18 protein-coding genes and 1 tRNA gene are annotated in these 26,248 nt (G+C 59.7%); 8 read left to right on the top strand and 11 right to left on the bottom strand.

Annotation, left to right across the window (positions count from 1 at the left end; all coding sequences use genetic code 11):
- The first annotated feature begins 175 nt into the window (after positions 1–175).
- Positions 176–2,566 (top strand): beta-N-acetylhexosaminidase, encoded by a 2,391-nt coding sequence (locus CRO23_RS21455; RefSeq protein WP_097102881.1) that lies wholly within the window; start codon positions 176–178, stop codon positions 2,564–2,566.
- Positions 2,567–2,602: 36 nt separating this feature from the next.
- On the opposite strand, the gene CRO23_RS21450 is transcribed toward CRO23_RS21455, so the two are convergent.
- From CRO23_RS21450 to argF, 6 genes are all read right to left on the bottom strand, one after another.
- Positions 2,603–5,581 carry a non-ribosomal peptide synthetase gene (locus tag CRO23_RS21450; protein ID WP_097102879.1) on the bottom strand — a complete coding sequence of 993 codons (2,979 nt, stop codon included), beginning with the start codon at positions 5,579–5,581 and terminating at the stop codon, positions 2,603–2,605.
- A 203-nt stretch (positions 5,582–5,784) separates the two neighbouring features.
- Positions 5,785–6,171, bottom strand: a complete 387-nt coding sequence (ridA, locus tag CRO23_RS21445) for a 2-iminobutanoate/2-iminopropanoate deaminase (RefSeq protein WP_049300809.1) — start codon at positions 6,169–6,171, stop codon at positions 5,785–5,787.
- Between the two features lie 220 nt (positions 6,172–6,391).
- Positions 6,392–6,856, bottom strand: coding sequence for an aspartate carbamoyltransferase regulatory subunit (pyrI, locus tag CRO23_RS21435; protein ID WP_004933377.1), 465 nt, complete (start codon positions 6,854–6,856; stop codon positions 6,392–6,394).
- A gap of 12 nt (positions 6,857–6,868) precedes the next feature.
- The gene (gene pyrB, locus CRO23_RS21430; RefSeq protein WP_004933375.1) at positions 6,869–7,804 is read right to left on the bottom strand and encodes an aspartate carbamoyltransferase; all 936 of its coding nucleotides are present in this window, start codon (positions 7,802–7,804) and stop codon (positions 6,869–6,871) included.
- 289 nt (positions 7,805–8,093) lie between these two features.
- Positions 8,094–9,662 (bottom strand): ABC transporter substrate-binding protein, encoded by a 1,569-nt coding sequence (locus CRO23_RS21425; RefSeq protein WP_097102877.1) that lies wholly within the window; start codon positions 9,660–9,662, stop codon positions 8,094–8,096.
- A gap of 193 nt (positions 9,663–9,855) precedes the next feature.
- Positions 9,856–10,875, bottom strand: a complete 1,020-nt coding sequence (gene argF, locus CRO23_RS21420) for an ornithine carbamoyltransferase (protein WP_016929280.1) — start codon at positions 10,873–10,875, stop codon at positions 9,856–9,858.
- A gap of 162 nt (positions 10,876–11,037) precedes the next feature.
- Here argF and rraB point away from each other — a divergent pair, with 162 nt between their 5' ends.
- A complete protein-coding gene (gene rraB / locus CRO23_RS21415) occupies positions 11,038–11,463 on the top strand; it encodes a ribonuclease E inhibitor RraB (protein ID WP_004933365.1) in 426 nt (141 codons plus the stop codon).
- A gap of 178 nt (positions 11,464–11,641) precedes the next feature.
- Entirely contained in the window at positions 11,642–12,406 is a 765-nt protein-coding gene (gene miaE / locus CRO23_RS21405; protein ID WP_015376459.1) for a tRNA isopentenyl-2-thiomethyl-A-37 hydroxylase MiaE, read from the top strand.
- A gap of 15 nt (positions 12,407–12,421) precedes the next feature.
- Here miaE and CRO23_RS21400 read toward each other — a convergent pair whose 3' ends face one another.
- The 5 genes from CRO23_RS21400 to pepA form a co-directional block, all read right to left on the bottom strand.
- Entirely contained in the window at positions 12,422–14,029 is a 1,608-nt protein-coding gene (locus CRO23_RS21400) for a GMC family oxidoreductase (RefSeq protein ID WP_016929278.1), read from the bottom strand.
- 227 nt (positions 14,030–14,256) lie between these two features.
- Positions 14,257–14,760 carry a GNAT family N-acetyltransferase gene (locus tag CRO23_RS21395; protein WP_016929277.1) on the bottom strand — a complete coding sequence of 168 codons (504 nt, stop codon included), beginning with the start codon at positions 14,758–14,760 and terminating at the stop codon, positions 14,257–14,259.
- Positions 14,761–14,959: 199 nt separating this feature from the next.
- Entirely contained in the window at positions 14,960–17,836 is a 2,877-nt protein-coding gene (locus CRO23_RS21390; RefSeq protein WP_097102875.1) for a valine--tRNA ligase, read from the bottom strand.
- 12 nt (positions 17,837–17,848) lie between these two features.
- Positions 17,849–18,298, bottom strand: a complete 450-nt coding sequence (locus CRO23_RS21385; protein ID WP_025305119.1) for a DNA polymerase III subunit chi — start codon at positions 18,296–18,298, stop codon at positions 17,849–17,851.
- Positions 18,299–18,529: 231 nt separating this feature from the next.
- Entirely contained in the window at positions 18,530–20,041 is a 1,512-nt protein-coding gene (pepA, locus tag CRO23_RS21380; RefSeq protein ID WP_004933352.1) for a leucyl aminopeptidase, read from the bottom strand.
- Positions 20,042–20,323: 282 nt separating this feature from the next.
- Here pepA and lptF point away from each other — a divergent pair, with 282 nt between their 5' ends.
- The 5 genes from lptF (at position 20,324) to CRO23_RS21355 (ending at position 25,976) form a co-directional block, all read left to right on the top strand.
- Complete coding sequence (gene lptF / locus CRO23_RS21375) at positions 20,324–21,418, top strand: LPS export ABC transporter permease LptF (protein ID WP_016929274.1); 1,095 nt, start codon at positions 20,324–20,326, stop codon at positions 21,416–21,418.
- Complete coding sequence (gene lptG / locus CRO23_RS21370) at positions 21,418–22,488, top strand: LPS export ABC transporter permease LptG (RefSeq protein ID WP_004933350.1); 1,071 nt, start codon at positions 21,418–21,420, stop codon at positions 22,486–22,488. The genes lptF and lptG overlap by 1 nt, the downstream gene beginning before the upstream one ends.
- Before the next feature lie 136 nt (positions 22,489–22,624).
- Complete coding sequence (locus tag CRO23_RS21365; RefSeq protein ID WP_097102873.1) at positions 22,625–23,341, top strand: LuxR family transcriptional regulator; 717 nt, start codon at positions 22,625–22,627, stop codon at positions 23,339–23,341.
- Positions 23,342–24,427: 1,086 nt separating this feature from the next.
- Positions 24,428–24,512, top strand: a tRNA-Leu gene (locus CRO23_RS21360).
- A gap of 198 nt (positions 24,513–24,710) precedes the next feature.
- Positions 24,711–25,976 carry a tyrosine-type recombinase/integrase gene (locus CRO23_RS21355; protein WP_097102871.1) on the top strand — a complete coding sequence of 422 codons (1,266 nt, stop codon included), beginning with the start codon at positions 24,711–24,713 and terminating at the stop codon, positions 25,974–25,976.
- The last annotated feature ends 272 nt before the right edge of the window (positions 25,977–26,248 follow it).

Here is a 26,248-nt window from a genome sequence, read left to right as displayed (position 1 = left end):
ATCTACAGCGTTGGCTGTTTTCCCCTGCGCCTTTCAAGCCACCGCGTTGTTGGCTGTACGCCCGCCCTCCAGTTACTTAGCAGACCTAAGCGCCTGGGGATGCGGGCGCTTGCCGCCTAGCGGTGGTTTGAAATTCATTGGGGATATTTTGTTTTTTTCCTCTGAGGAATTTCCGATGCACAGACCTTTCCGTTATACGCTACTGGCTTCATCGTTATGGTTTTCTTGTGGCGCGCTGGCGCAGCCGGCGGGCGATCTGCCGCTGATGCCCTGGCCGCAGCAGGTGGAAGTGACGCAACCGGCGGGCAAGCTGGTTTTGGATCACCGTTTGTCCCTGACGCTGCAGGGTGACGACTTGGGCGACGCGCTGCCGCGCTGGCGGCAACGCATCGAACTGCAGACCGGCTGGACGCTGGCGCCGAGGGAAGAAGCGAACGGCGCGGCGATCAGGGTGGTGATCAAGGATCGGGTGGCGGCGCAGCCGCTGCCGGGCAGCGACGAGAGCTACCGGCTGGCGGTTACGCCGCAGGGCGCCACGCTGACCGCCAACACTCGCTTCGGCGCGCTGCGCGGCATGGAGACCCTGCTGCAGCTGCTGCAGACCGACGGGCAAAACACCTTCCTGCCGCTGGTGGATATCCGCGACGTGCCGCGCTTCCCGTGGCGCGGCGTGCTGCTGGACTCGGCGCGCCATTTCCTGCCGCTGCCGGACATTCTGCGCCAGCTCGACGGCATGGCGGCGGCCAAGCTCAACGTGTTCCACTGGCACCTGACCGACGATCAGGGCTGGCGCTTCGCCTCCGAGCATTATCCCAAGTTGCAACAGCAGGCCAGCGACGGCCAGTTCTACACCCGCGAGCAGATGCGGCAGGTGGTGGCTTACGCCACGGCGCGCGGCATTCGCGTGGTGCCGGAGATCGACATGCCGGGGCACGCCTCCAGCATCGCGGTGGCCTATCCCGACCTGATGAGCGCGCCGGGGCCGTATCGCATGGAGCGCGAGTGGGGCGTGCATAAGCCGACGCTCGATCCGACCCGCGACGAGGTGTATCGGTTTGTCGATACGATCGTCGGCGAGCTGGCGGCGATCTTCCCCGATCCTTATCTGCACATCGGCGGCGACGAAGTGGACGCCAGCCAGTGGCGGGCGTCGCCGTCGATTCAGGCGTTTATGCAGCAGAACGGGCTGGCGGATACCCATGCGCTGCAGGCCTACTTCAACCAGAAGCTGGAAAAGATCCTCGAGAAGCACCAGCGGCAGATGGTCGGCTGGGACGAGATCTACCATCCGTCGCTGCCGCGTTCGATCGTCATTCAGTCCTGGCAAGGGCAAGACTCGCTGGGCGCCAGCGCGCAGGACGGCTATCAGGGCATCCTCTCCACCGGTTTCTACCTCGATCAGCCGCAAAGCACCGCCTATCACTACCGCAATGAAATTCTGCCGCAGCCGCTGGGGGTTGAGACGGCGGTGCAGCCCGGCGAGCAGGTGCAAAGCTGGCGTTTCAGCATGCCGCGCCTGAAGGGCAGCGCGGTGGAGGGCAGCTTCACGTTGATCGAGGGCAAGCAGGGCTGGCGCGGCTTTATCGATTTCAACGGCAAATCGCGCCGCGCGGTGCACGATATCGTCTGGCGCACGCCGCAGCAGGTGACGTTCCGCGTCGATACCTGGATGGGCGACACGCGGCCGGTGTTTACGCTGCAACAGGACAAGCTCAGCGGCTATACGCTGGTCGGCAACGTGCGTTACCCCACCCAGGGCGAGAAACTGGCGGCGGCGCCGGCGGGCAAGATGCCGGTGGTGCCGGATGAGAAGGGGCAGGCCAAGATCCTCGGCGGGGAAGCGGCGCTGTGGGCGGAAAACGTGCGTGCGCCGCTGATCGATCTCAAGCTGTGGCCGCGCGCCTTTGCGGTGGCGGAGCGGCTGTGGTCGGCGCAGGACGTCACCGACGAAAGCAACATGTACCGGCGGCTGGCGGCGATCGACGCCTGGTCGGTGGTGTCGGTCGGCCTGCAGCAGCACGCGGAAACAGCGCGCGAATTCACCCGGCTGAGCAACAGCGTGCAGATCATGCCGCTGCAGATCCTGGCCGAGGCGGTGGAACCGGCGCAGTATTACACCCGCCAGCACCTGAAGTTCCAGGCCGGCAACTATCACCAGTTCGAACCGCTGAACCGCTTTGCCGATGCGCTGCCGCCGGAGAGCGAGGCGGTGCGCGCCATGCATGCGCAGGTCGCGGCTCTGCTGAAGGATAAGCGCGATAAGGCGGCGGCGCAGGCGCTGCGCGAACGGCTGCAGCGCTGGCAGGCGAACGGCGCGGCGCTGCAGACGGCGATCGTGGGCAACCGCACGCTGCAAGATCTGGCGCCGGTGGCGCAGGACGTGGATGCCCTGGCCGCATTGGGGTTAACGCTGCTGGATCGCCATCAGCAGGACAAACCGCTGAGCCGGGCCGAGGCCGAACGAGCGCAGCGCCGGCTGGATGCGGCGGCGCAGACGCGCGACGAAGTGGTGATTGCCGCGGTGTACCCGTTGGAGGCGCTGCTGCGGGGGCTTAAAACGGAGTGAGGGTGACGGGGCTCGGCCAGTTGAGCCCCGGTTTTGTTACGCCTGTAGCGACAGCGGCGCATACCCGATGGCGTGCTGCAGGTAATTCAGCAGCAGCTGGCGGGTGAAGCGCGGCTCATCGATACCGCTGCCCTGCAGGAAGCGTTGCAGGTTGCTGCAGTCCCACCGATAGGTGTCTTGATAGAGCTCCACCGTCGATAGCTCGTCCACCATAGGATCCTTGAACAGGCTGAGCAGCGGGTACAGCGGCGCGTCGCTGTCGTTTTCCCATTGTGCTCGCCACTGTGCGAAGGGCAAGGGACGAAAACGATAACCGAACTCGCGCTCCAGCAGGCTGAAAAACTCACGAAGCGTCAGATTATTGTCACCTTGATGGATCAGATTGAATTTCTGCCCCAGCGCCTGCGGATTGCGAGAGACGTGGGCGATGGCCCGGGTCATGTAATCCACCGTGGTCAACCCTTCGCGCATATCCCGTAAATCCGGCACCGTGCCGCTGCTGATGCAGGTTTTCACCAGCCGTCCCCACCATTGATAATCGGCGTTGACGCCGGTACGGCTGTGGCAGGTGGCGTAGCCCAGGCGGAAGGTCATCAGCGGCAGGCCTTGCGCCGCCGCCAAATCGGCGATTTTCTCCATCACCCATTTGCTGCGCACGTAGCCGATATCGCGGCTGACCGCCGGCAGGTTTTGGTCGATATCGTCGCTTTCCCGCATCACCCGCTTGCCGGTGTGCAGATGCCCCCAGCTGTATACGGAGATGGTCGACAGCAGCATCAGCGGCTTGGTGCGGCTATGCGCCGCGAAGCGAATGATTTCCCGCAGGCCCTGCACGTTGTCGCGCTTCATGTAGGCGTAAGGCTGGATAAAATTCACCGCGCTGGCCGAATGGTAAATCAGATCGATATCTCGGCTTAACGCCCTGTAGGCCGCCGGCGTCAGCGAAAAGTCGTGTTCCGCTACGTTGCCAGGCACGATATGAATGCGCGCGTGCTGGCTGGCGTTCAGCGCGATCCGGTAGCGCTGCAGCACCGCCTCCAGCCGCTGTCTCGGCGGCAGTTTGGCGCCGTCGCGCACCAGACAGTACAGCTCGGCGTCGGTGGTGCGCAGCAGATCGGCCAACAGATGCGCGCCGACGAAGCCGGTGGCGCCGGTCAGCAAAATGGCGCGCGGCGCGCTGATTTGCCGCGGATCGAACGTCGGATCGATGACGAGATCCGACGGCAAATACACATCATCCTGTAAGGCACGCGCTTCGCCTTGCCGCTGTGTCGGTTGCCGGTCTCTGCGTTGTGCCAGTGCCTGCGCCAGGGCGCCCAGAGTGGGATATTCATAGATGTCGTGCACCGAAGTCTCGACGGCAAATGCCTCGGCCAGCGCCGTCATCAGCTTGGCCGCCAACAGCGAATGGCCGCCCAGCGAGAAAAAATCATCGTTGGTTGCGGGCTGTTCCACTTTCAGCAACGAACGCCAGAGATCGGCGACGATGCGCTGATCGGCGGTCAGCGGCTGCGCAACGCCGGCGCTGACCGGTTGGTAATGCGCCAACAGAGCCGCTTTGTCGATTTTGCCGTTGTTGTTCAGCGGCATGTGTTGCAGTAAACGATAATCGGCGGGCAGAAATGCGGTGGGCAGCGTTTCTTTCAGTTTCTGTCGGACGCGTGCGATCACGTTTTCGCCGTCACACTCCGCGACCAGAAACGCCACGATTTTCTTGCCCAGCGGATCATCTGCCGTCGCCACGGCGGCCACCGCTTTACGGATGCCCGCAACCTGCAGCATGGCGTTTTCGATTTCGCCCAGTTCAATGCGATTGCCGCGGATTTTGACCTGATCGTCGATACGGCCCAGATATTGAATGCGGCCATCCGCCAGCCAACGAGCCCGATCGCCGCTGCGGTACAGGCGCAATCCGGCGAAGTGAGGCGGGGTGATGAAGCGCTCGGCGGTCAACGCCGGATTGTTCAGGTAGCCGCGGGCCAGACAGCGGCCGCTGATATACAGCTCGCCGGGGCGATCGCCGATCACGGGCTGCAGTCGGTCATCGAGGATGAAGATTTCGGTATCGCCGATGGGCCGCCCAATGCTGGCGGGCGGGTTTTGCGTGGCGCAAGCCACCCGGTTGCAGGTGGCGAAGATGGTGGCTTCCGTCGGGCCGTAGTAATCGATCAATGAATAATCGATGCCGCGCAGATCGACCGGATGAAGTTTCTCCCCTGAGCTGAACAGATACCGTAGCGCCAGATTGGCCGGTTGCGGCGCGCCGACCACTTCGGCGACCAGTACGGCGGGCAGGCTGGCGTGGGTAATGCCCTGTTCGGCAAAGTAGGCCAGCAGGACTTCCGGCTGCAGGCGAGCGTCTTCCGGGGGCAGATACAATGTGCCGCCGCTGGTCAGAGGCGACCAGATCTCCCATTGCGCGACGTCGAAACTCAAGCCGACGATCAGCGTAGAACGACTTTCGGCATCCATAGCGAATTGCTTGTTATGCCAGAGAATTAAATTCAGCAGCGACTGATGTTCTATCAGCACACCTTTCGGTTTGCCGGTGGTACCTGAAGTGAAAATGAGATAAACGATGGCATCGGGAGACGGAGAAATTAACGTTATATTCTCCTGCGGAGAAATTGATATATTATCAATATAAATAATATCCTCGCTGAAGTTATTTTCCGAAAGCGCTATCGTCGCGTTGCTGGCGAGTATTAAAGGGGAACCGCTTTGCGTAACGATATCCTGTATTCTTTTTTCCGGGTAACGGGCGTCGATGGGAATATAGCCTGCGCCGGCTTTGACGATCGCCAACATACCGATCAGCATTTCCGGCGTGCGCAGCGTGACGAGCGGCACATAGCTGCCGGGCGCCACGCCCCGCCGTAGCAACAGCGCGCACAGTGCGCTGCTGGCTTCATCCAATTGACGGTAGGTCAGGCGCTTATTATCGCCGACGACGGCAAGTTTTTCCGGATAACGGGAAGCTTGTTGGATAAAATAATCCAATACGCTAGGTGCCATGGTTATCTCCTGTCATTATTCACGAAGTGAACGAAATGAAACAGCAATGACCCGGCCGGGTGAAAAACAATTATAGGCGTATTTTTATTAGGGAATTGTAAATGTGAACGATATTACGCTATCGCTATAAATTAATTGGGTTAAAAAATTATTATCAATAAAAACGGCCAGCCGAAGCTGACCGTGATTCGCGTGCGCGTCGATTAACGACGCACGGCGATGGCTTCGATTTCGATCTTCACGTCTTTCGGCAGACGCGCCACTTCTACGCAGGAGCGGGCCGGGAACGGCGCGCTGTGCTCGGTGAAGAAGGCTTCGTACGCGGCGTTGACGGTGGCGAAGTCGTTCAGGTCTTTCACGAACACGGTGGTTTTCACGATGTCGGCAACGAGCAGGCCGGCGGCTTCGACGATCGCCTTGACGTTTTCCAGCGACTGGCGCGCCTGTGCGGCGACGTCGTCGGCGACGGCGCCGGTTTTCGGATCGACCGGGATCTGGCCGGAAGTGATGATCATGCTGCCCAGATCAACGCCCTGCACGTAAGGACCAATGGCTGCCGGGGCGAGTTCAGTGCTGATATTACGTGACATTTTTTCTCCTAATATACCCTTCGTCTTTCAAACCGCAGCGTTGTTGGCTGCGTACGCTCGCCCCAGTCACTGACTTGAGTCAGCTCCTGGGGACTCTCGAACTTGCCGCCTAGCTGCGGCTCGAAATCCATTGGGTAGCAACGTGGGTAGATTATCTTCAGGGACTCATTATAGGGAGTGGCGAGCGGATTAACAGCGCCGACCCGGTAAATGAGCAGATTCAATCCGCCTGCAACACCACCTGATGCTCGAACTCTTTTTCGCAGTAGCGGCATTTCAGGTGCACTTCGCCGCCGCGCGATTTGACGCTGAAGCTCGACGCCACCGGCTCGCTGCGGCTGATGCAGTTGCCGTTCGGGCAGGTCAGCACGCCGTCGATGTGGTCCGGCAGGCTGAGGGTCAGCTTGCGCACCACTTCATAGTTGTCGATGCGGTTTACCGTGGCCTTCGGCGCGTACATCGCCAGTTGGTTGGCCTGCTGCTCGGTCAGGAAGGTGTTCTCGATCTTGATCAGATCCTTGCGGCCCAGCTCGTTGGAGGGCAGGTTCAGGCCGATGGTGATGCGCTGGTCGGTGGCGGTCAGTTTGAACAGCGTCAGCAGTTTGAAACCGATCTGTGCCGGAATGTGGTCGATTACCGTGCCGCATTTGATCGCTTCCACCTGCAGTTTGTTGTCATGAGTCATGGCGGTTCCCCCTTAAAGAGCCAAATCTGCGTTGAGCACCAGCGCCAGCAGCGCCTGGCGGGCGAAGATGCCGTTGCCCGCCTGCTGGAAGTAGTAAGCGTGCGGCGTTTTATCCACGTCGGTGGCGATCTCGTCGATGCGCGGCAGCGGGTGCAGCACCTTGAGGTTGGCGCGCGCGCCGGCCAGATCCGCGGCGCGCAGCACGAACTGCGCCTTCACGTTGGCGTACTCGGACGGATCGAGGCGCTCTTTCTGCACCCGGGTCATGTAGAGAATATCCAGCTCCGGCACCACTTCTTCAATGCTGCCGTGCAGGCTGTACTCGATACCTTTCTCTTCCAGCATTTTCAGGATGTAGGCCGGCATCGCCAGCGCGTCCGGGGCGATGAAGTAGAAGCGGTTGCCTTCGAACTTGGCCAGCGCCTGGGTGAGCGAGTGCACGGTGCGGCCGTACTTCAGGTCGCCGACCATGGCGATGCTGAGGTTGCTCAGGCGGCCCTGGGTTTCCTGGATGGTGAACAGATCCAGCAGGGTCTGGGTCGGGTGCTGGTTGGCGCCGTCGCCGGCGTTAAGCACCGGCACGTTGCCGGAGAACTCCGAGGCCATGCGCGCCGCGCCTTCCTGCGGATGGCGCATCACGATGGCGTCCACGTAGGTGCTGATCACCGAGATGGTGTCGGCCAGGGTTTCGCCTTTCTTGCCGAGCGAGGTGTTGCTGCCGTCGGCGAAACCGACCACCGAGGCGCCGAGGCGGTGCATCGAGGTTTCGAACGACAGGCGGGTACGGGTCGAGGCTTCGAAGAAGCAGCTGGCGATCACCTTGTGTTTCAACAGCTCCGGCTGCGGGTTGGCTTTCAGACCGGCGGCGGTGCGCAGCACCAGCTCCAGATCCTCGCGGCTGAGATCGTTAATAGAGATGATGTGTTTGTGATACAGCGGGTTGGCCATTTTTCACTCCTCCTCGACGCGTGCCCGTGGCGCGGGACTTTTTAAGGCAAAAAAAAGCCCCTCAATGAGGGGCTTGAAAAGATCGGTTTAGCAACAGGAGAAACAACGGCAGCTGGCCGCCGATAGGCAGTCGGTTTTGTCGATTGCGGCTAACAAAACAAACGTCGTTTTTCATGCTTTCTCCTGGCAAATTGTGGCGCATTATACTCGCGCTTTTCGCCACTGCAAGCGTTAAAACGCCGTTTTTTGCCGCCCCGCAATCGATTGGCCAGCGATGACCGATCGCCGGCTATTTGCTGACGCGATCGTAGTAGACCATGTCGGCGTTCAACCCTTGTTGATAGCCTTTGACGTTGTCGCGCAGCACCACTTCGGTTTTAGCCTGATCGATAAACACGTACGGCGAACTGCGCTGCAGCTCCTGCTGCATGGCGGTGTACAGCGCGCGGCGCTTGGCCGGATCGGCTTCGGCCAGCGCCGCCAGCGTCTGCTTATTCAACTGCGGGATCTGCCAGCCGTTCAGCCCGGCCACCGTGCTGCTCTTGCCGTCGTTGTAAGCGAAGGCGCTGGCGTTGGAGTGGGCGTCGAAGTAATCCGGGATCCACAGCCGGATCGCCGCCTGATGCTGCCTGGCGCGCACGCGCGAGTAAACCTGGCTGCCCGCGGCCGGCAGCAGCTCGATCTTCACGCCGGCGGCGGCGAAGCTGCCCTGCAGCGCCTGCGCGATGGTGATGAACGGCGGTTTGTTCTCCACGTCCAGCGTAAAGGCGGCGTGGGTGATGCCCGCCTTGGCCAGAATGGCTTTCGCCTTGGCCGGATCGTAGCTGAACGGGTTGGTCTCCAGCGCGCCCGGCAGCCCGACCGGCAGGAAGCTCTGGTGCACGAAGTATTGGCCCTTCAGCAGATCCTTCGTGATGCCCTGATAATCCACCAGGTAGCGCGCCGCTTCCCAGAAGGCCGGGTTGTTCAGCAGCGGATTGGCGCCGTTGCCGGTGTTGAACACCAGATAGTTTTGCTCGGCGGACGGGATCTCCAGCACCTTGACGCCCGGCTGGTTCTTCAGCGTGTCGGTCTGGTCGGCGCCCAGTTCGCGGGCGATATCGGCGTCGCCCTGCTGGAGCAGCAGGCGGCGGGTGGCCGGATCCGGCACGTTTTTAATGATGATGTTTTTCAGCTGCGGCTTGTCGCCCGGCGTGGTGGGATTGGCGTCCAGCACGATCGCCTGGTGCGGCTGATAGACACGCATCTTGAACGGACCGCTGCCGGCGGAGTGCATCTTCAGCCAGGCGTTGCCGAAGTCGCCGTCTTTGACGTTGGCCAGCGCCGCTTTGCTGTCGACGATCGAGGCGATCGGCGTCGAGAGGATATTCAGCGCCACCGCCGGGCTGACGTCCGCCGTCCAGCGCAGCTGCACGGTATGTTCGTCGATCTTCTTGAGCTGCGCGTCGATGTTGTCCGGCTGCCAGCCGAGCACGTTGAGGATGAACGCCGGCGACTTATTCATTTTCACCGCGCGGCTGTAAGAGAAGATCACGTCGTCGGCGGTCAGCGGGTTGCCGGAGGCGAACGCCGCCTGCGGCCGCAGTTTCACCGTCAGCGTTTTGGCCGCCGCATCGCCCCGCCAGCTTTCCGCCAGCACCGGCGCCACCTTGGCCGGATCGTCGCGATCCGCCTGCACCAGCCGCTGATACAGGCTGGGCACCGTCTGGATGCTGGAGAGTTCGTTGGCTTCCGCCGGATCGAGGCTGACGATGTCATCCAGCGATTGCACCACCACCAGCGTATTCGGCGGCGTGGCGGCCAACGCGGCGGCGGGCAGGGCGGCGAGCAGGAACAGCGGCAAGAGTTTGGTTTTCATCGGTGTGTATCCCCTGAAGGCGCCGCTGGGCGGCGCTGCGAACGGTTTGTTATCGTTGGTTTTTACGGCGCGGGCGCCGTCGGCCTGTCACGGTAGAACCTTTGCCGGCGGCGGGCAAAGGTCAATGCGCTATTTGATATTCCTGGAATATATTAGCCGCCCTGGCCGGGGGCGCCAGGGCGGAGGAGGATTGTCAGAGGGTTTCGCTCAGCGTGGCGACCAGCACCGCCTTGATGGTATGCAGCCGGTTTTCCGCCTGATCGAACACCACGCTGTGCGCTGACTCGAACACCTCGTCGGTCACTTCCATGCCGCCGTGCAGATCGTACTGTTGCGCCATCTGCTTGCCGAGCGTGGTTTGGTCGTCGTGGAACGCCGGCAGGCAGTGCAGGAACTTCACGTTCGGGTTGCCGGTCAGTTTCAGCATCGCCATGTTGACCTGATACGGCCGCAGCAGCGCGATACGCTCTTGCCAGGTTTCTTTCGGTTCGCCCATCGACACCCACACGTCGGTGTAGAGGAAGTCGGCGTCTTGCACCCCTTCGGCGATGTCTTCGGTCAGGGTGAGTTTCGCGCCGGTTTGCTGCGCCAGCGCCTGGCATTCGGCCACCAGCTCCGGCTGCGGCCAGCAGGCCTTCGGCGCCACCAGCCGCAGATCCATGCCCGCCAGCGCGGCGGCTTCCAGCAGCGTGTTGCCCATGTTGTTGCGCGCGTCGCCGACGTACGCCAGCTTCACTTCACTCAGCGCCTTGCCCGGCAGGTGTTCCTGCACGGTGAGCAGATCCGCCAGCAATTGGGTAGGGTGGAACTCGTCGGTCAGGCCGTTCCACACCGGCACGCCGGCATGTTCCGCCAGGGTTTCCACCAGCGCCTGGCCGTAGCCGCGATACTGAATGCCGTCGTACAGGCGGCCCAGCACCCGGGCGGTGTCTTTCATCGACTCTTTATGGCCGATCTGGCTGCCGCTTGGGCCGAGATAGGTCACCTGCGCGCCCTGATCGAATGCGGCAACTTCGAAAGAGCATCGCGTGCGGGTCGAGTCTTTTTCGAAGATGAGCGCAATGTTTTTGCCCAGCAGCCGGCGCGGTTCCCGCCCCTGCTTTTTGGCCTGTTTCAGATCGGCCGCCAGCTTCAGCAGCGCCTGCAGTTCGGCGGGGGTGAAATCCATTAACCTCAGAAAGTGACGTTGGTAGAACGCATTGCCGGTGCTCATAGTCCGATTCCCTGATTGTTTAATTGAATTAAAATTCACTTTATATGTATGAATATTCAATTTCAACCCCGGCGAGGAAATCTTTCACGTTTATCGTGGAAGCAATGTCGGCGGTGTGTGAAAATAGAAGGAATGAAGGCCATTTGACTTGAGGATATAGGCATGGCAAACCGCGAATTGCTGGAAGAACAACGTGAAGAGACCCGCCTGATCATCGAAGAACTGCTGGAAGACGGCAGCGATCCGGACGCGCTCTACACCATCGAGCACCATCTGTCCGCCGAGAAATTTGAGGTTCTGGAGCAGGCCGCCGTTGAAGCCTTCAAGTTGGGCTACGAAGTGACCGACGCCGAAGAGCTGGAAGTGGAAGACGGTTCGCTGGTGATGTGCTGCGACGTGATCAGCGAAGTCGGCCTGAACGCCGAACTGATCGACGCCCAGGTCGAGCAGCTGGTGGCGCTGGCGGAACGCTGCGGCGTCAACTACGACGGCTGGGGCACCTACTTCGAAGATCCGAACGGTGAAGACGGTGAGGATGACGAAGACGGCGACTACATCGACGAAGACGACGACGGCAAACGCCACTAATTAACCCCGCTTATTCACATGGGCCGGCTCTCGTCGGCCCCTGATATCCCCGTCGTCTTTCAAGCTGCAGCGTTGTTGGCTGCACTCTCTCACCCCAGTCACTTACCTGAGTAAGCTCCTGGGGATGAGTGAGCTGGCCGCCTAGCTGCAACTTGAAATACATAGGGCAATGAAGCCGATGACATACCAATCCCTGTTAGCCCCGATTTTAAGCTTCCTGCACTGTGAAACTCCCGACGCCTGGATCGACGCCGCGCGCCGTCCGGAAAACCTGCAGCTGTTGCTGACCGACCACCTGGTGTGCGAGCTGAAGGCCGCGCAGACCGGCATGTGGCTGATCCGCCGCTATGTGGCGGACAAAGAGAGCGGCGACGCGCTGTTGGCGCTGCTGCGGCCCTACGAGGCGTTTCTGCACGAAGCGCAGGGCGCGCCGGACACGCTGTTCCGCCAGGGCCAGTTCACCCGCAAGATCCTGCCGAAAAACGGCTCGGCCTACGGCCAGGATCTGGCGGATCGCATGGTGCTGTTGATCAAGGAAGAGCTGCATCACTTCTCGCAGGTGCTGGAGATCATGCAGGCACGCGGGATCCCGTATCGCAAGATCACCGCCAGCCGCTACGCCAAGGGCATGATCCGCGAGATCCGCACCCACGATCCGGCGACGCTGATCGATAAACTGATCTGCGGCGCCTACATCGAAGCGCGATCCTGCGAACGCTTCGCCAAGCTGGCGCCGCACCTGGACGACGAGTTGAACCGCTTTTACGTTTCGCTGCTGCGATCCGAAGCGCGGCATTACCAGGACTACCTGACATTGGCCGAGCAGATCGCCGGCGGCGACATCAGCGAACGGGTGGCGCATTTCGGCCGCCTCGAAGCTGAGCTGATCCTGTCGCCGGACAGCGAGCTGCGTTTCCACAGCGGCGTGCCCGCCGCCGCCTGACGTTGAGGCGCGCCCTTACTGCGGCGCGCCCAGCAACAAATCTACCGCCTTTTCCGCCAGCATGATGGTCGGCGCATTGGTGTTGCCGCTGGTGAGCTGCGGCATCACCGAGCAGTCGATCACCCGCAACCGTTCAAAACCGTGCACCCGCAGCTGCGGATCGGTCACCGCGTCCTGTGGCGACGGCCCCATGCGGCAACTGCCCACCGGGTGATACACCGTCTTGCAGAAGTTGCGCACGAATTCTTCCAGCTGCGCTTCATCGCGCGTCCACTCCGGCTGCGGCATCAGCAGATCTTTGATCAGCGGCTTCAGCGCCGCGGTTTGCAGGAAATCCAGGCCGAACTTCACCGCGCGCACGCTGCCGGCCAGATCGTCCGGGTGGCCGAGGTAGTTGGCGTGCAGCTTGACCGGATCGCGCGGGTTGCTGCTGCGCAGCTGCACTTCGCCGCGCGCCTTCGGCTGCAGGTAGCCGACCTTGAGCGTGAAGCCGTGAATGTTCGGCAGCGGCTCGCCGGGCACGTCGTCCCAGCTGTCCAGCAGCGGCAGGAAGTGGATCTGCACGTCCGGCCGGCCGTCGCCCTGGCTGTCGGTGAAGGCGGCGCCTTCCAGCACGTTGGATGAGAGCACCCCGCTGCGAAACGCCAGCCACTGCGCGCCGTGGCTCAGCGCCTGCAGGCCGCGATCGGCGCCGAACAGGCTGATCGGCTCGCGGGTGCTGACGTTGATCGACATGTGCAGATGGTCGTGGAAGTTTTTGCCCACCGGCAGATCCGCCCGCACCTCGATGCCCAGCTGCTGCAGGTGGTCGCGCGGGCCGATGCCGGACAGCATCAGCAGCTTCGGCGAACCGACCGCGCCGGCGCTGACGATCACCTCTTTGGTGGCGCGAGCGGTCACTTCGGCGCCGCCGTTCTGGCTGTAGACCACGCCGGTGGCGACGTTGCCCTCGAAGGTCAGCCGATGCGCCAGGGCGTTCAGTTTCACCACCAGCCGCCGTTCGTCGCGCACCGCCTTCAGGTAGGTGCGGGCGGTGCTGGCGCGTTCGCCGTTGTGGGTGGTGGTTTGGTAGAAACCGACGCCGTGCTGGCTGTCGCCGTTGAAGTCGTTGCGATAGGGCAGGTTCAGCTCCTGGCCGGCGCGGATAAACGCCATGCTGAGCGGGTGGCGATAGCGGTTTTCGCTGACCGGCAGCAGCCCGTCGGCGCCGTGGTAGTCGTCGGACAGGCTTTCGTTGGCCTCGGCGCGTTTGAAGTAGGGCAGCACCTCGCGGTAGCTCCAGCCGGCGCAGCCGTAGCGTTCGGCCCAGTCGTCGTAGTCCTGCGGCTGGCCGCGCAGGTAGATCATGCCGTTGACCGAACTGCTGCCGCCCAGCACCTTGCCCTGCGCGATCTGCATGCGGCGGTTATTGGCGTGCGGTTCCGGTTCCGTCTCATAAGGCCAGCTCTTTTTGGCGATGATTTTGGCCACCCCGGCCGGCATCTTGATAAACAGGTTATTGTCGTCGCCGCCGGCTTCCAGCAGCAGCACCCGCGCCTGGGTGCGGCGGATCAGCTGCGCCGCCAGCACGCAGCCGGCGGAACCGGCGCCGACGATAATGTAATCAAAGGTATTTTCCGACATGACAGCTCTCCGTGCGCGATTGGGATACTGGCAGAGTAACGCGGGGGAAAAAGCGGTCAATTTGCGATCGTTAATTTATTAACGAACTTCACATTAAATTTACATCGTGGTTTTAAACGTCAGTTTATCTGCTTGAAAAACGGCGTTATAGCGAGTTTTACTGATTGATTGCGATATTAATAAAAAAGGCGCAGCAAGCTGCGCCCTGATGAAGAGGCAGGGGAGGATTACAGCGTTTTCAGCATGGTGACTTCGCAATCGACATGGCCGGTGGCGCCCATCGCGTGGTCGATGTGTTCAAAGCCCAGGTGTTCGTACAGCGCGACGGCCTGCGTCAGGCTGGCGGTGGTTTCGAGATAACAACAGCGGAAGCCGTGCTGGCGGGCGAAATCCAGCGCCTGCAGCGCCAGGCGTTTCGCCAATCCCTTGCCGCGCAACACCGGCAGGAAATACATCTTCTGCAATTCGCAAATATCGTCTGCGCCGCCCTGCAGCGGCGCGATGCCGCCGCCGCCGGCGACCTGGCCGTCCACCTCGATCACCCAGTAAGCGCTGCGCGGCAGGCTATAGAGCTGATACAGGGCATCCAGGTTGGGATCGGAGACGGTATAGCCTTTATCCGCCGTCAGGCCGTGCTCGGCGGAGACTTCGCGAATGACGTGAGCAATGGCGGCATTGTCTTCCGCCGTGATGGGGCGCACCAGCAGGCGCGCCGGAGTTGCTGTTGTCATGTTTACACTCGCCATTGAAAGAGACCACGTTCGTTTTTCGTTTTTATCGCAGCACGAAACGCGCCGGGGGTTATTTCCCGGCGGCGTCCCTGCAGCAGTAATATCTTGTAATAACATCTAACCCGGCCCGGATGCAACGGCGATAAAAAAACAGCGGGGAAGACCCCGCTGTTTTCAGGCGTTGGCGTGAGCCGGTGGATTACAGCGCGGCGATGGTCGCCTGCTGTTCCTGCAGCTTCACTTTACCTTCTTTGCAGGCCGCCAGACGATCGCGTTCTTTGGCGACCACCGCTTCCGGCGCGCGCGCCACGAAGCCTTCGTTCGCCAGCTTGCCTTCGATCGAAGCGATTTCCGCATCCAGTTTGCCCATCTCTTTGGCCAGACGCGCGATCTCGGCGTCCTTGTCGATGAAACCGGCCATCGGGATCAGCAACTCGGCGCCGTCCACCAGCTTGGTGACGGAGACCGGGCCTTTCTCACCGGCCGGCAGCAGCGCGATGGATCCCAGGCGCGCCAGGCGGGCGATAAAGCTTTGGTTCTCCTGCACGCGGCGCTGGGCGTCGGCGCTGCAGTTGCGCAGCAGCACGTCGAGCGCTTTGCTTGGCGCGATGTTCATCTCGGCGCGGATGTTGCGCACGGCGATGATGGTTTGCTTGATCCACTCCAGATCGTTCAGCGCCTGCTCGTCTTCCAGCGCGGCGTCGTAGGCCGGGAACGGCTGCAGCATGATGGTGTCTGCGGCCGTGCCGGTCAGCGGCTTCACGCGCTGCCAGATGGTTTCGGTGATGAACGGAATGATCGGGTGCGCCAGGCGCAGCAGCGCTTCCAGCACGGTAATCAGCGTGTGACGGGTGCCGCGCTGTTCCGCTTCGCTGCCGTTGCTCACCACAGGCTTGGTCAGCTCCAGATACCAGTCGCAGAACTGGTTCCAGGTGAATTCGTACAGGATGTTGGCCGCCAGATCGAAGCGGTAGGTATCCAGCGCTTCACGGTAGGCTTTCACCGTGCGGTTGAATTCGGCCAGGATCCAGCGATCCGCCAGCGACAGCACTTTCTCGCCGCCGTTGAAGCCGCAGTCGTGCGCTTCGGTGTTCATCAGCACGAAGCGGCTGGCGTTCCACAGCTTGTTACAGAAGTTGCGGTAGCCTTCCAGGCGCTTCATGTCCCAGTTGATGTCGCGGCCGGTCGAGGCCAGCGCCGCCAGGGTGAAGCGCAGGGCGTCGGTGCCGTGCGGCTCGATGCCGTTCGGGAACTGCTTCTCGGTGCGCTTGCGGATTTTCTCCGCCAGCTGCGGCTGCATCATATTGCCGGTGCGTTTTTCCAGCAGGTCTTCCAGCGAGATGCCGTCGACCATGTCCAGCGGGTCGATCACGTTGCCTTTCGACTTGGACATTTTCTGGCCTTCGTCGTCGCGGATAAGACCGGTCATGTAGACGGTCTTGAACGGCACCTGCGGCTTGCCGTTTTCATCCTTGATGAAGTGCATGGCCAGCATGATCATGCGCGCGATCCAGAAGAAGATGATGTCGAAGCCGCTGACCATCACGCTGGTCGGGTGGAAGGTTTTCAGCGCGTCGGTCTGCTCCGGCCAGCCCAGGGTGGAGAAGGTCCACAGGCCGGACGAGAACCAGGTGTCCAGCACGTCTTCGTCCTGGGTCAGCACCACGTCGGCGCCCAGGTTGTTCTCGCTGCGCACTTCTTCTTCGCTGCGGCCCACATAGACTTTGCCGTTCACGTCGTACCAGGCCGGGATGCGGTGGCCCCACCACAGCTGACGCGAGATGCACCAGTCCTGAATGTCGCGCATCCAACTGAAGTACATGTTTTCGTACTGCTTCGGCACGAACTCGATTTGGCCCTGTTCGACCGCTTCCACCGCCACTTTGGCCAGCGGCGCGGTGCGCACGTACCATTGGTCGGTCAGCATCGGCTCGATCACCACGCCGCCGCGGTCGCCGTAAGGCACCGTCAGGTCGTGCGGTTTGATCTCGTCCAGCAGGCCCAGATTTTCGAAGGCGGCAACCACCGCTTTACGCGCCGCGAAGCGCTCCAGGCCGCGGAACTCGGCCGGGATCTCGTTGCAGTAGTCGGAGCAGACTTCGCCCAGGGTGTTGAACACTTCCGCTTCCTGACGGATGTCGCCGTCGAAGGTCAGAATGTTGATCATCGGCAGGCCGTGGCGTTTGCCGACTTCGTAGTCGTTGAAATCGTGCGCCGGGGTGATCTTCACGCAGCCGGTGCCTTTTTCCATATCGGCGTGTTCGTCGCCGACGATGCGGATGCGGCGGCCGACCAGCGGCAGAATGATCTCTTTGCCGATCAGGTCTTTATAACGCGGATCTTCCGGGTTGACCGCCACGCCGGTATCGCCCAGCACGGTTTCCGGACGGGTGGTGGCGACCACCAGGTAGTCTTTGCCCTCGGCGGTTTTCGCGCCGTCGGCCAGCGGGTAGCGCAGGTGCCACATGGAACCTTTGGATTCGCGGTTTTCCACTTCCAGATCGGAGATGGCGGTGCGCAGCTTCGGATCCCAGTTCACCAGGCGCTTGCCGCGGTAGATCAGATCTTCTTTGTGCAGACGGACAAACACTTCGCGCACCGCGTTCGACAGGCCTTCGTCCATGGTGAAGCGCTCGCGCTCCCAGTCCACGGAGTTGCCCAGACGGCGCATCTGGCGGGTGATGGTGCCGCCGGATTCCGCTTTCCACTGCCAGATCTTGTCGATGAACGCGTCACGGCCGTAGTCGTGGCGGGTTTTGCCTTCTTCTGCGGCGATCTTGCGCTCCACCACCATCTGGGTGGCGATGCCGGCGTGGTCGGTGCCCGCCTGCCACAGGGTGTTTTTACCCTGCATGCGCTGATAGCGAATCATGGTGTCCATGATGGTCTGCTGGAACGCGTGGCCCATGTGCAGGCTGCCGGTGACGTTCGGCGGCGGGATCATGATGCAGAAGCTTTCCTGGCTGGTATCGCCGTTCGGCTTGAAGTAACCCTGATTCTCCCAGTGATCGTACAGCTTCTGTTCGATCTGTTTTGGGTCGTATGCGGTATCGAGCTGACTGTTTGTCTTTTCCATTCTTTATCGTATTCAGTGAGTTGGCGGCGTAGCCGTGGTCAAATGGAAGCCGACGCTGCGATAGGCCTTGTAACGGTCGCGCGCCAACTGTTTCAGAGTGTCTTCGTAAGGAACGAAGTCTACCACTTCATGGAAAGCGGTAGCAAAATCGGCAAACTGCGGCAGAAGGGCGATCAGCAGATCGCGCGGGGCGTTGCCGCGCTTGCCGGGCCAGCATAGTTCCACCGGCGCGCCGTAGTGCGGCCCTTCGCCGGCCAAGTTGTGCGGCACGAATTCATGCGGCTCGCGCTGCCACAGCGCTTCGTCCAGCCGCTGGGCCTGCTCCTGGCTCTCGCAGGCGATCAGCACCCGCTTGCCGGAACGGAAGCCGCTGGCGGCAACAGCGCAGGCCACGGCCTCATGGGCGCTGAGCGCGCCTGACGGTTCCGCGTTGTCGAGCAAATAAAACGTCGCCTGTTTCATTAAGGATCCACCGCTGCCGATAAAAAAACAGGGCACAACATGTAGGTTGCGCCCTTTTTGGGAACGGAGCAGATAACTCTACCCCTTCGCTGCTGAGAGGATTATATACCCAATAGATTTCAAGTTGCAGCTAGGCGGCAAGTTCGTTCATCCCCAGGAGCTGACATCAAGTCAGTGACTGGGGTGAACGAATGCGGCCAACAACGCTGCGGCTTGAAAGATGAAGGGTATTTAATCGTCGCCGTTCAGACCTGCACGGTTGAGCAGGAACTGCGACAGCAGCGCCACCGGGCGGCCGGTCGCGCCCTTGGCTTTACCGGAGCGCCAGGCGGTGCCGGCGATGTCCAGGTGCGCCCAGGTGTACTTGCGGGTGAAGCGCGACAGGAAGCAGGCGGCGGTGATGGCGCCACCAGGGCGGCCACCGATGTTCGCCATGTCGGCGAAGTTGGAGTCCAGCTGCTCGTAGTACTCGTCGGCCATCGGCAGGCGCCAGGCGCGGTCGCCGGCCTGCTCGGAAGCGCCCAGCAGCTCGTGCGCCAGCGGATTGTGGTTCGACATCAGGCCGGTGATGTGGTGGCCCAAGGCGATCACGCAGGCGCCGGTCAGGGTGGCGATATCGATCACCAGCTCCGGCTCGAAGCGCTCGACGTAGGTCAGGGTATCGCACAGCACCAGGCGGCCTTCGGCGTCGGTGTTGAGCACCTCGACGGTCTGGCCGGACATGGTGGTCAGCACGTCGCCCGGACGATACGCCCGGCCGCCCGGCATGTTTTCACAGCCGGCCAGCACGCCGATCACGTTCAGCGGCAGGTTCAGCTCCGCCACCACGCGCATCACGCCGTACACGGTCGCCGCGCCGCACATGTCGTATTTCATCTCGTCCATGCCGTCGGCCGGTTTGATCGAGATGCCGCCGGAGTCGAAGGTCAGCCCTTTGCCTACCAGCACGATCGGCTTAGCGTCCGGATTTGGGTTGCCCTTATATTCCATCACCGACATCAATGATTCGTTCTGCGAACCGGCGCCGACCGCCAGATAGGCGTTCATGCCCAGCTCTTTCATCTGCTGTTCGCCGATGACGCGGGTGGTGATGTTGGTGCTGAAGGCGTCCGCCAGCTGACGGGCCTGCGAGGCCAGGTAGCCGGCGTTACAGATGTTCGGCGGCATGTTGCCGAGATCTTTGGCCGCCTTGATGCCGGAAGCCACCGCCAGGCCGTGCTGGATGGCGCGCTCGCCGCTGGTGAGCTCACGGCGGGTCGGCACGTTGAACACCATTTTGCGCAGCGGACGACGCGGCTCCACCTTGTTGCTTTTCAGCTGATCGAAGGTGTAGAGCGTCTCTTTGGCGGTTTCCACCGCCTGACGCACTTTCCAATAGGTGTTGCGGCCTTTCACGTGCAGCTCGGTCAGGAAACAGACCGCTTCCATCGAGCCGGTGTCGTTGAGGGTATTGATGGTTTTCTGGATCACCTGCTTGTATTGGCGCTCATCGAGCTCGCGCTCTTTGCCGCAGCCGATCAGCAGGATGCGCTCGGAGAGAATGTTGGGCACATGGTGCAGTAGCAGCGTCTGCCCGACCTTGCCTTCCAGTTCGCCGCGGCGCAGCAATGCGCTGATATAACCATCACTGATTTTGTCGAGTTGTTCTGCGATAGGGGACAGGCGGCGCGGTTCGAAAACGCCGACTACAATACAGGCACTGCGCTGTTTTTCCGGGCTACCGCTTTTTACACTGAACTCCATGCACTCTCCTGAATCTTAAAGACAAAGGCGGACGCTACGGCTAGAATAACCGACTCCGTAACGATCTCCCGCCATTTGAGTTAACGGATTATGTTAACCTGAACGGCGTAAATTGCTCTGTTTTGGCGACTATAAGCAAGTTCCTATAGGACACCCAAACGGCTTGATGTTGTAATACTATTTTAGCTGTGAAGGTTGCCATATGATGAGAATAAATGGCGGATTAGCGATGAAATTATCGATTTTCCTGCAAAAAGACAAGTTTTCACAGGCGTAATAAGCGTGATCATCATAAGATATCTGGTACGGGAAACGCTCAAGAGCCAAATCGCCATCCTGTTCATCCTGCTTCTGATCTTCTTTTGTCAGAACCTGGTCAGGGTGTTGGGCGACGCGGTGGACGGCAATATCCCGACAAACTTAGTACTCTCTCTGCTCGCTCTGGGCGTGCCGAAGATGGCGCAGCTCATCCTGCCTTTGAGCCTGTTTCTCGGCTTGCTGATGACGCTTGGGCGGTTGTATACCGAGAGCGAAATCACCGTCATGCACGCCTGCGGGCTGGGCAAACGCACCCTGATTATCGCCGCCATGATCCTGGCGCTGTTCACCTCTGCGGTCGCGGCGGTGAACGTGTTCTGGGCCGGCCCCTGGGCCTCGCGCTATCAGGACGTGGTGGTGAACGAAGCCAAGGCCAACCCGAGCATCGCCGGGCTGGCGGAAGGGCAGTTCAAACCCTCGCAAGACGGCAACGCGGTGCTGTTTATCGGCAACGTGAAGGGCAGCACCTTCAACGACGTGTTCCTGGCGCAGCTGCGGCCGAACGGCAACCAACGCCCGTCGGTGGTGGTGGCCGAGCACGGCAACATCGTGCAGCAGAAAGACGGCTCGCAGGTGGTGACGCTCGACAAGGGCACCCGTTTTGAAGGCACCGCGCTGCTGCGCGATTTCCGCATTACCGACTTCACCGACTACAAGGCGGTGATTGGCCACCGCACCGTGGCGGCGGACAACACCGAATCCGAACAGATGTCGATGCAGACGCTGTGGGAATCCGACGATCCGGACGCGCGCGCCGAGCTGCACTGGCGCCTGACGCTGGTGGTGTCGGTGGCGCTGATGGCGCTGCTGGTGGTGCCGCTCAGCGTGGTGAACCCGCGCCAGGGCCGCGTGCTGAGCATGCTGCCGGCCATCCTGCTGTATCTGATCTTCTTCCTGCTGCAGACCTCGCTGCGCTCCAACGCCGGCAAGGGCAAGCTGGATCCGATGCTGTGGCTGTGGCTGGTTAACGGCGTTTACTTCGCGATCGCGCTGGCGCTGAACCTGTGGGATACCGTGCCGATGCGCAAGCTGCGCGCACGCCTGAGAGGAGCGGCCTGATGTTTGGCGTATTAGACCGGTATATCGGTAAAACGATTTTCAACACCATCATCATGACGCTGTTCATGCTGGTGTCGCTGTCCGGCATCATCAAGTTCGTCGATCAGCTGCGCAAGGTCGGCCAGGGCGAATACACCGCGCTGAGCGCCGGCATGTACACCCTGCTGAGCGTGCCGAAAGACATCGAGATCTTCTTCCCGATGGCGGCGCTGCTCGGCGCGCTGCTCGGCCTGGGCCAGCTGGCGACGCGCAGCGAACTGGTGGTGATGCAGGCTTCCGGCTTCACCCGCCTGCAGATCGCCGGCTCGGTGATGAAAACCGCCATTCCGCTGGTGCTGCTGACCATGGCGATCGGCGAGTGGGTGGCGCCGCAGGGCGAGCAGATGGCCCGCAACTACCGCGCCCAGCAGATGTACGGCGGCTCGCTGCTCTCCACCAAGAGCGGGCTGTGGGCGAAGGACGGCAACGACTTCATCTACATCGAGCGCGTCTCCGGCGACAAAGAACTCTCCGGCGTGAACATCTACCACTTCAACGATCAGCGTCGCCTGGAAACGGTGCGCTATGCGGCTACCGCCAGCTTCGAGAACGGCCTGTGGCAGCTTTCGCAGGTGGACACCTCGGATCTGACCAACCCGAAACAGGTGACCGGCACCCAGACGCTGACCGGCGAATGGAAAACCAACCTGACCCCGGACAAGCTGGGCGTGGTGGCGCTGGATCCGGATTCGCTCTCCATCAGCGGGCTGCACAACTACGTGAAGTACCTGAAGCAGAGCGGCCAGGAAGCCAGCCGTTATCAGCTCAACATGTGGAGCAAAATCTTCTCGCCGCTGTCGGTGGCGGTGATGATGCTGATGGCGCTGTCGTTCATCTTCGGCCCACTGCGCAGCGTGCCGATGGGCATCCGCGTGGTGACCGGCATCAGCTTCGGCTTCCTGTTCTACGTGCTGGATCAGATCTTCGGCCCGCTGAGCCTGGTTTACAGCATGCCGCCGGTGCTGGGCGCGTTGTTGCCGAGCATGCTGTTCCTGCTGATCAGCGTGTATATGCTGCTCAAACGCAAGTAGCGGAGCAAGCGGTAGTGAAGAAAGGCGTGGCCGCGGGGCCGCGCCTTTTTTGTGGGTGCGGCATGCCCCCCGCCTGCGGTTTTTGTCGTGCTATAGTCACCTCAGCGGCAATGCAGGGAGAGGGGGCAGACAGCCAATGGAAGATGAATATAATCTCAGCAACATTATCGGCAAGCGCCTGGAAGCGGCACTAGGGGAGTTGGGCGATCTCCTGTGGGCGTATGTGGTGTTATCCAAAAAAGACATTGCCTGCATCTTTGGCGTCACCAACTACCCGAGTGAATGGGTAAAAAAGTATCAAGAGCAGGGGTTGCAGTACATTGATCCGGTGGTGCTTACCGCCCGCAACCGCCTGACCCCCTTCGCCTGGGACGAGCAAATCATGGCGGACGGAGGGCTGCATTTTCCCGAACTGTTCGAACAGGCCCGCGAGTTTGGCGTAACGCACGGCTATACTTTCGTGCTGCACGATTACAACGATAACCTCGTCACGCTTTCCTTTGCCTTCAACCTTGAGCAAAGAGCGGAAGCCATCCAGGCGCTCACCGAACGTAAAGGCGACATTTCGGTATTGCTGGCCTCAATCCATGAGTCCTATCTGGCGTTGTCCCCACTGACAGCAAAAAACGCCGCAGCCCTGGAGAGAAACGCCCGCTTTACCGACAGGGAAAACGAGATCCTCTATTGGGCCAGCGTGGGTAAAACCTACCAGGAAACGGCGATAATTCTGGGCATAAAGACCGGCACCATCAAGTTTCATATGTCCAACGTCGTCAAAAAGTTGGGGGTCACGAATGCCCGACATGCCGTGCGTCTGGGGATGGAGCTGCGGCTGATTAAACCGGTGGAGTGATGCGCAAGCCGGCCTGCGGCTGGCGTTTCGGTAGGAATGCTGCGCCGGCGACCAGGCAGAGCCATATCAGCCGAGAGAAGCCTAAAGGTAGAAAATATCGGCTAGCGAACAGCATCTTTCGATTCGGGAAATGGCGAACGTTAACTGGCATTGATTTGGCGCTGTGGTGATTAACGTGAAGGCCGGAATAGCGTATCGGCCCTGATCTCTGCGATATGAAATAATCACCACCCGGAACTTATAAAGGTCTAGTAAGGGACTGTACTTTAGTCTAACTAGTTTCTCATCCCTTGAGGCGATACACTTTCCCGGTAATGTTTTGATAAAAAATACAAAAAAAAACCTGACCGCGTAGGGCCAGGTTGCCAATATTGGCCAACACCAGGGAAAATTTTCTTTCACCATCTTAAAGCTATTAACTCCGCAGAGGCAAGCGATCTCAGCTGGTTTTTAGGCATTAACCAGCCATTTTGTTAGGTATGTGCGCTATTTTCTGGTGATTTTAGTTCGAAGCCTATCCAACCGAAAATACCGTCTCTTTCTTGATGGCGTTATTCCTCTCTTTATATTTCCCGTCTGATATTTACCAATGAAAAAATAGTGTTCTCGGAATGTTACGCAACCTCATTCTTTATTGGCTGACACATTGTTCTGCAATTATTTGCAGCGTTGTCATTGCGGCTGGGGATTATTTTGTTTTTGCCATGCGCAGGGTGAGACAGTGGCGATGGGGGAGGCGGGTTGCGGCGTGCCGGGCTCCTGAACTTGTTTCGCTAGCTGGGCGAGCGGCTCTGGCTAGCGGGAGAGAGTGACGTACGGCACATGATTCATCATTGCTCTGTGCGACGAGGCTGGAATATGGAAGCGGATGGTATTGCGTGAGCGTGGCGCCTGAGCCAGGATGCTCATTGCAATGCAGTATGTTCATCATCAACGTGATTGGGAAGGGCGCAAAGCGGGAAGAGGGGGCGGGCAAACGCGCATTGCGGCGGTTTTTTCGACACTTAACTCATTGAACAACGGATAAGTGTTGCGTGCTGGTCGCGGGAAGGTATAATTCACCCGTTTTCCGCATACTACTTCAGTGCCGAAGTGGCGAAATCGGTAGACGCAGTTGATTCAAAATCAACCGTAGAGATACGTGCCGGTTCGAGTCCGGCCTTCGGCACCATCGGAACATCAATAGACGTCAACGGACGTCTTTTTTTGTGCCTGAAATCCAGTATCCGCAAGGCTTTCCTCGCTTTTTCACTCAACCTAAGTCAACCTGATTCAATCTACATCAACTTACTGATGCGGGTACAACTGCGGGTATATCCCGGTTCGATTATGTTTGTACCCACACAGGACCCTTGAAAGGATACTCATCATGGCTCTGAGTGATGTGAAAGTTCGTTCGGCTAAGCCTGAAGCTAAAGCCTATAAACTTACTGACGGTGAAGGCATGGTGTTGCTGGTTCACCCTAACGGTTCTAAATACTGGCGGCTGCGTTATCGTTTTGGTGGTAAGGAGAAGATGCTGGCGTTGGGGAAATACCCTGAAGTTTCGCTGGCGGATGCCCGGGCACGCCGGGATGAAGCCCGTAAGCTGTTAGCTAATGGTGTCGATCCAAGTGAGAACAAGAAAGCCGTTAAAGTAGAGCAGGAACAAGAGGCGATAACGTTTGAAGTGGTTGCCAGAGACTGGCACGCCAGCAATCAGAAGTGGTCTGCATCGCATAGCGCTCGTGTACTGAAAAGCCTCGAAGATAATCTCTTTACTGCCATCGGTAAGCGGAACATTGCTGAATTGAAGACTCGGGATCTGCTTGTACCCATCAAAGCCGTTGAGTCATCCGGGCGACTCGAAGTCGCCGCCCGTTTACAACAGCGAACTACCGCGATTATGCGCTTTGCTGTGCAGAGCGGCTTAATCGACTATAACCCCGCGCAAGAGATTGCCGGAGCGGTTGCTACGGCGAAAAGACAGCATCGTGCGGCTCTGGAGCTTAACCGTATACCTGAATTACTTCATCGCATAGATCACTATTCTGGCAGACCGTTAACCCGACTGGCGGTTGAACTCACTTTGTTGGTTTTTATCCGTTCAAGCGAGCTGCGTTTTGCCCGCTGGTCAGAAGTAGATTTTGAAACAGCTATGTGGACGATTCCAGGTGAGCGCGAACTGCTGGAAGGAGTTAAACATTCTCAGCGTGGTTCAAAGATGCGAACTCCTCATCTTGTTCCTTTGTCGCGGCAAGCCTTAACTATTCTGGAAAAGATTAAAAGCATGAATGGGAATCGAGAGCTGATTTTCGTAGGCGATCACGATCCCCGTAAACCCATGAGTGAGAACACGGTGAACAAGGCTTTGCGAGTTATGGGCTATGACACCAAAACGGAAGTCTGTGGGCATGGTTTCAGGACGATGGCGTGTAGTTCACTTATTGAATCAGGATTGTGGTCGAGGGATGCAGTAGAGCGGCAGATGAGCCATCAAGAGCGTAGCTCTGTTAGGGCTGCCTACATCCATAAAGCGGAACATCTGGGGGAGCGCAGGTTGATGCTGCAGTGGTGGGCGGATTATCTGGATGCGAATATGCAAGAAGTTATCTCACCCTTTGACTATGCCAAAACTAACAACCCATTGAGATAAGTTGGAACGAACCACTTCATCAATATTTTAAATAAGACACTTCCACCAAGGGAAACCAATATACCTTAAATCGCCGGGATAATCATAATGATGTATATCCCGGCGATTTACTTAACCGGGGTGACTGTCTAATCATAGTGAAAAGTAAGATATTTGATGATGGTTATAGGTCGTTGGGTGTTGTAATAATAAATACCGGTAAATGCGGGTGATATCCGATCAGAAATGGATGGCAAGATTTTGGTTGTGGTGAGTGAGGCGCAGTATGGATC

The sequence above is a fragment of the Serratia sp. JKS296 genome (assembly GCF_900215445.1).
In the GTDB taxonomy this organism is placed as follows: Bacteria; Pseudomonadota; Gammaproteobacteria; order Enterobacterales; family Enterobacteriaceae; genus Serratia; species Serratia marcescens.
This window is presented reverse-complemented; position numbering and strand designations above follow the sequence as displayed.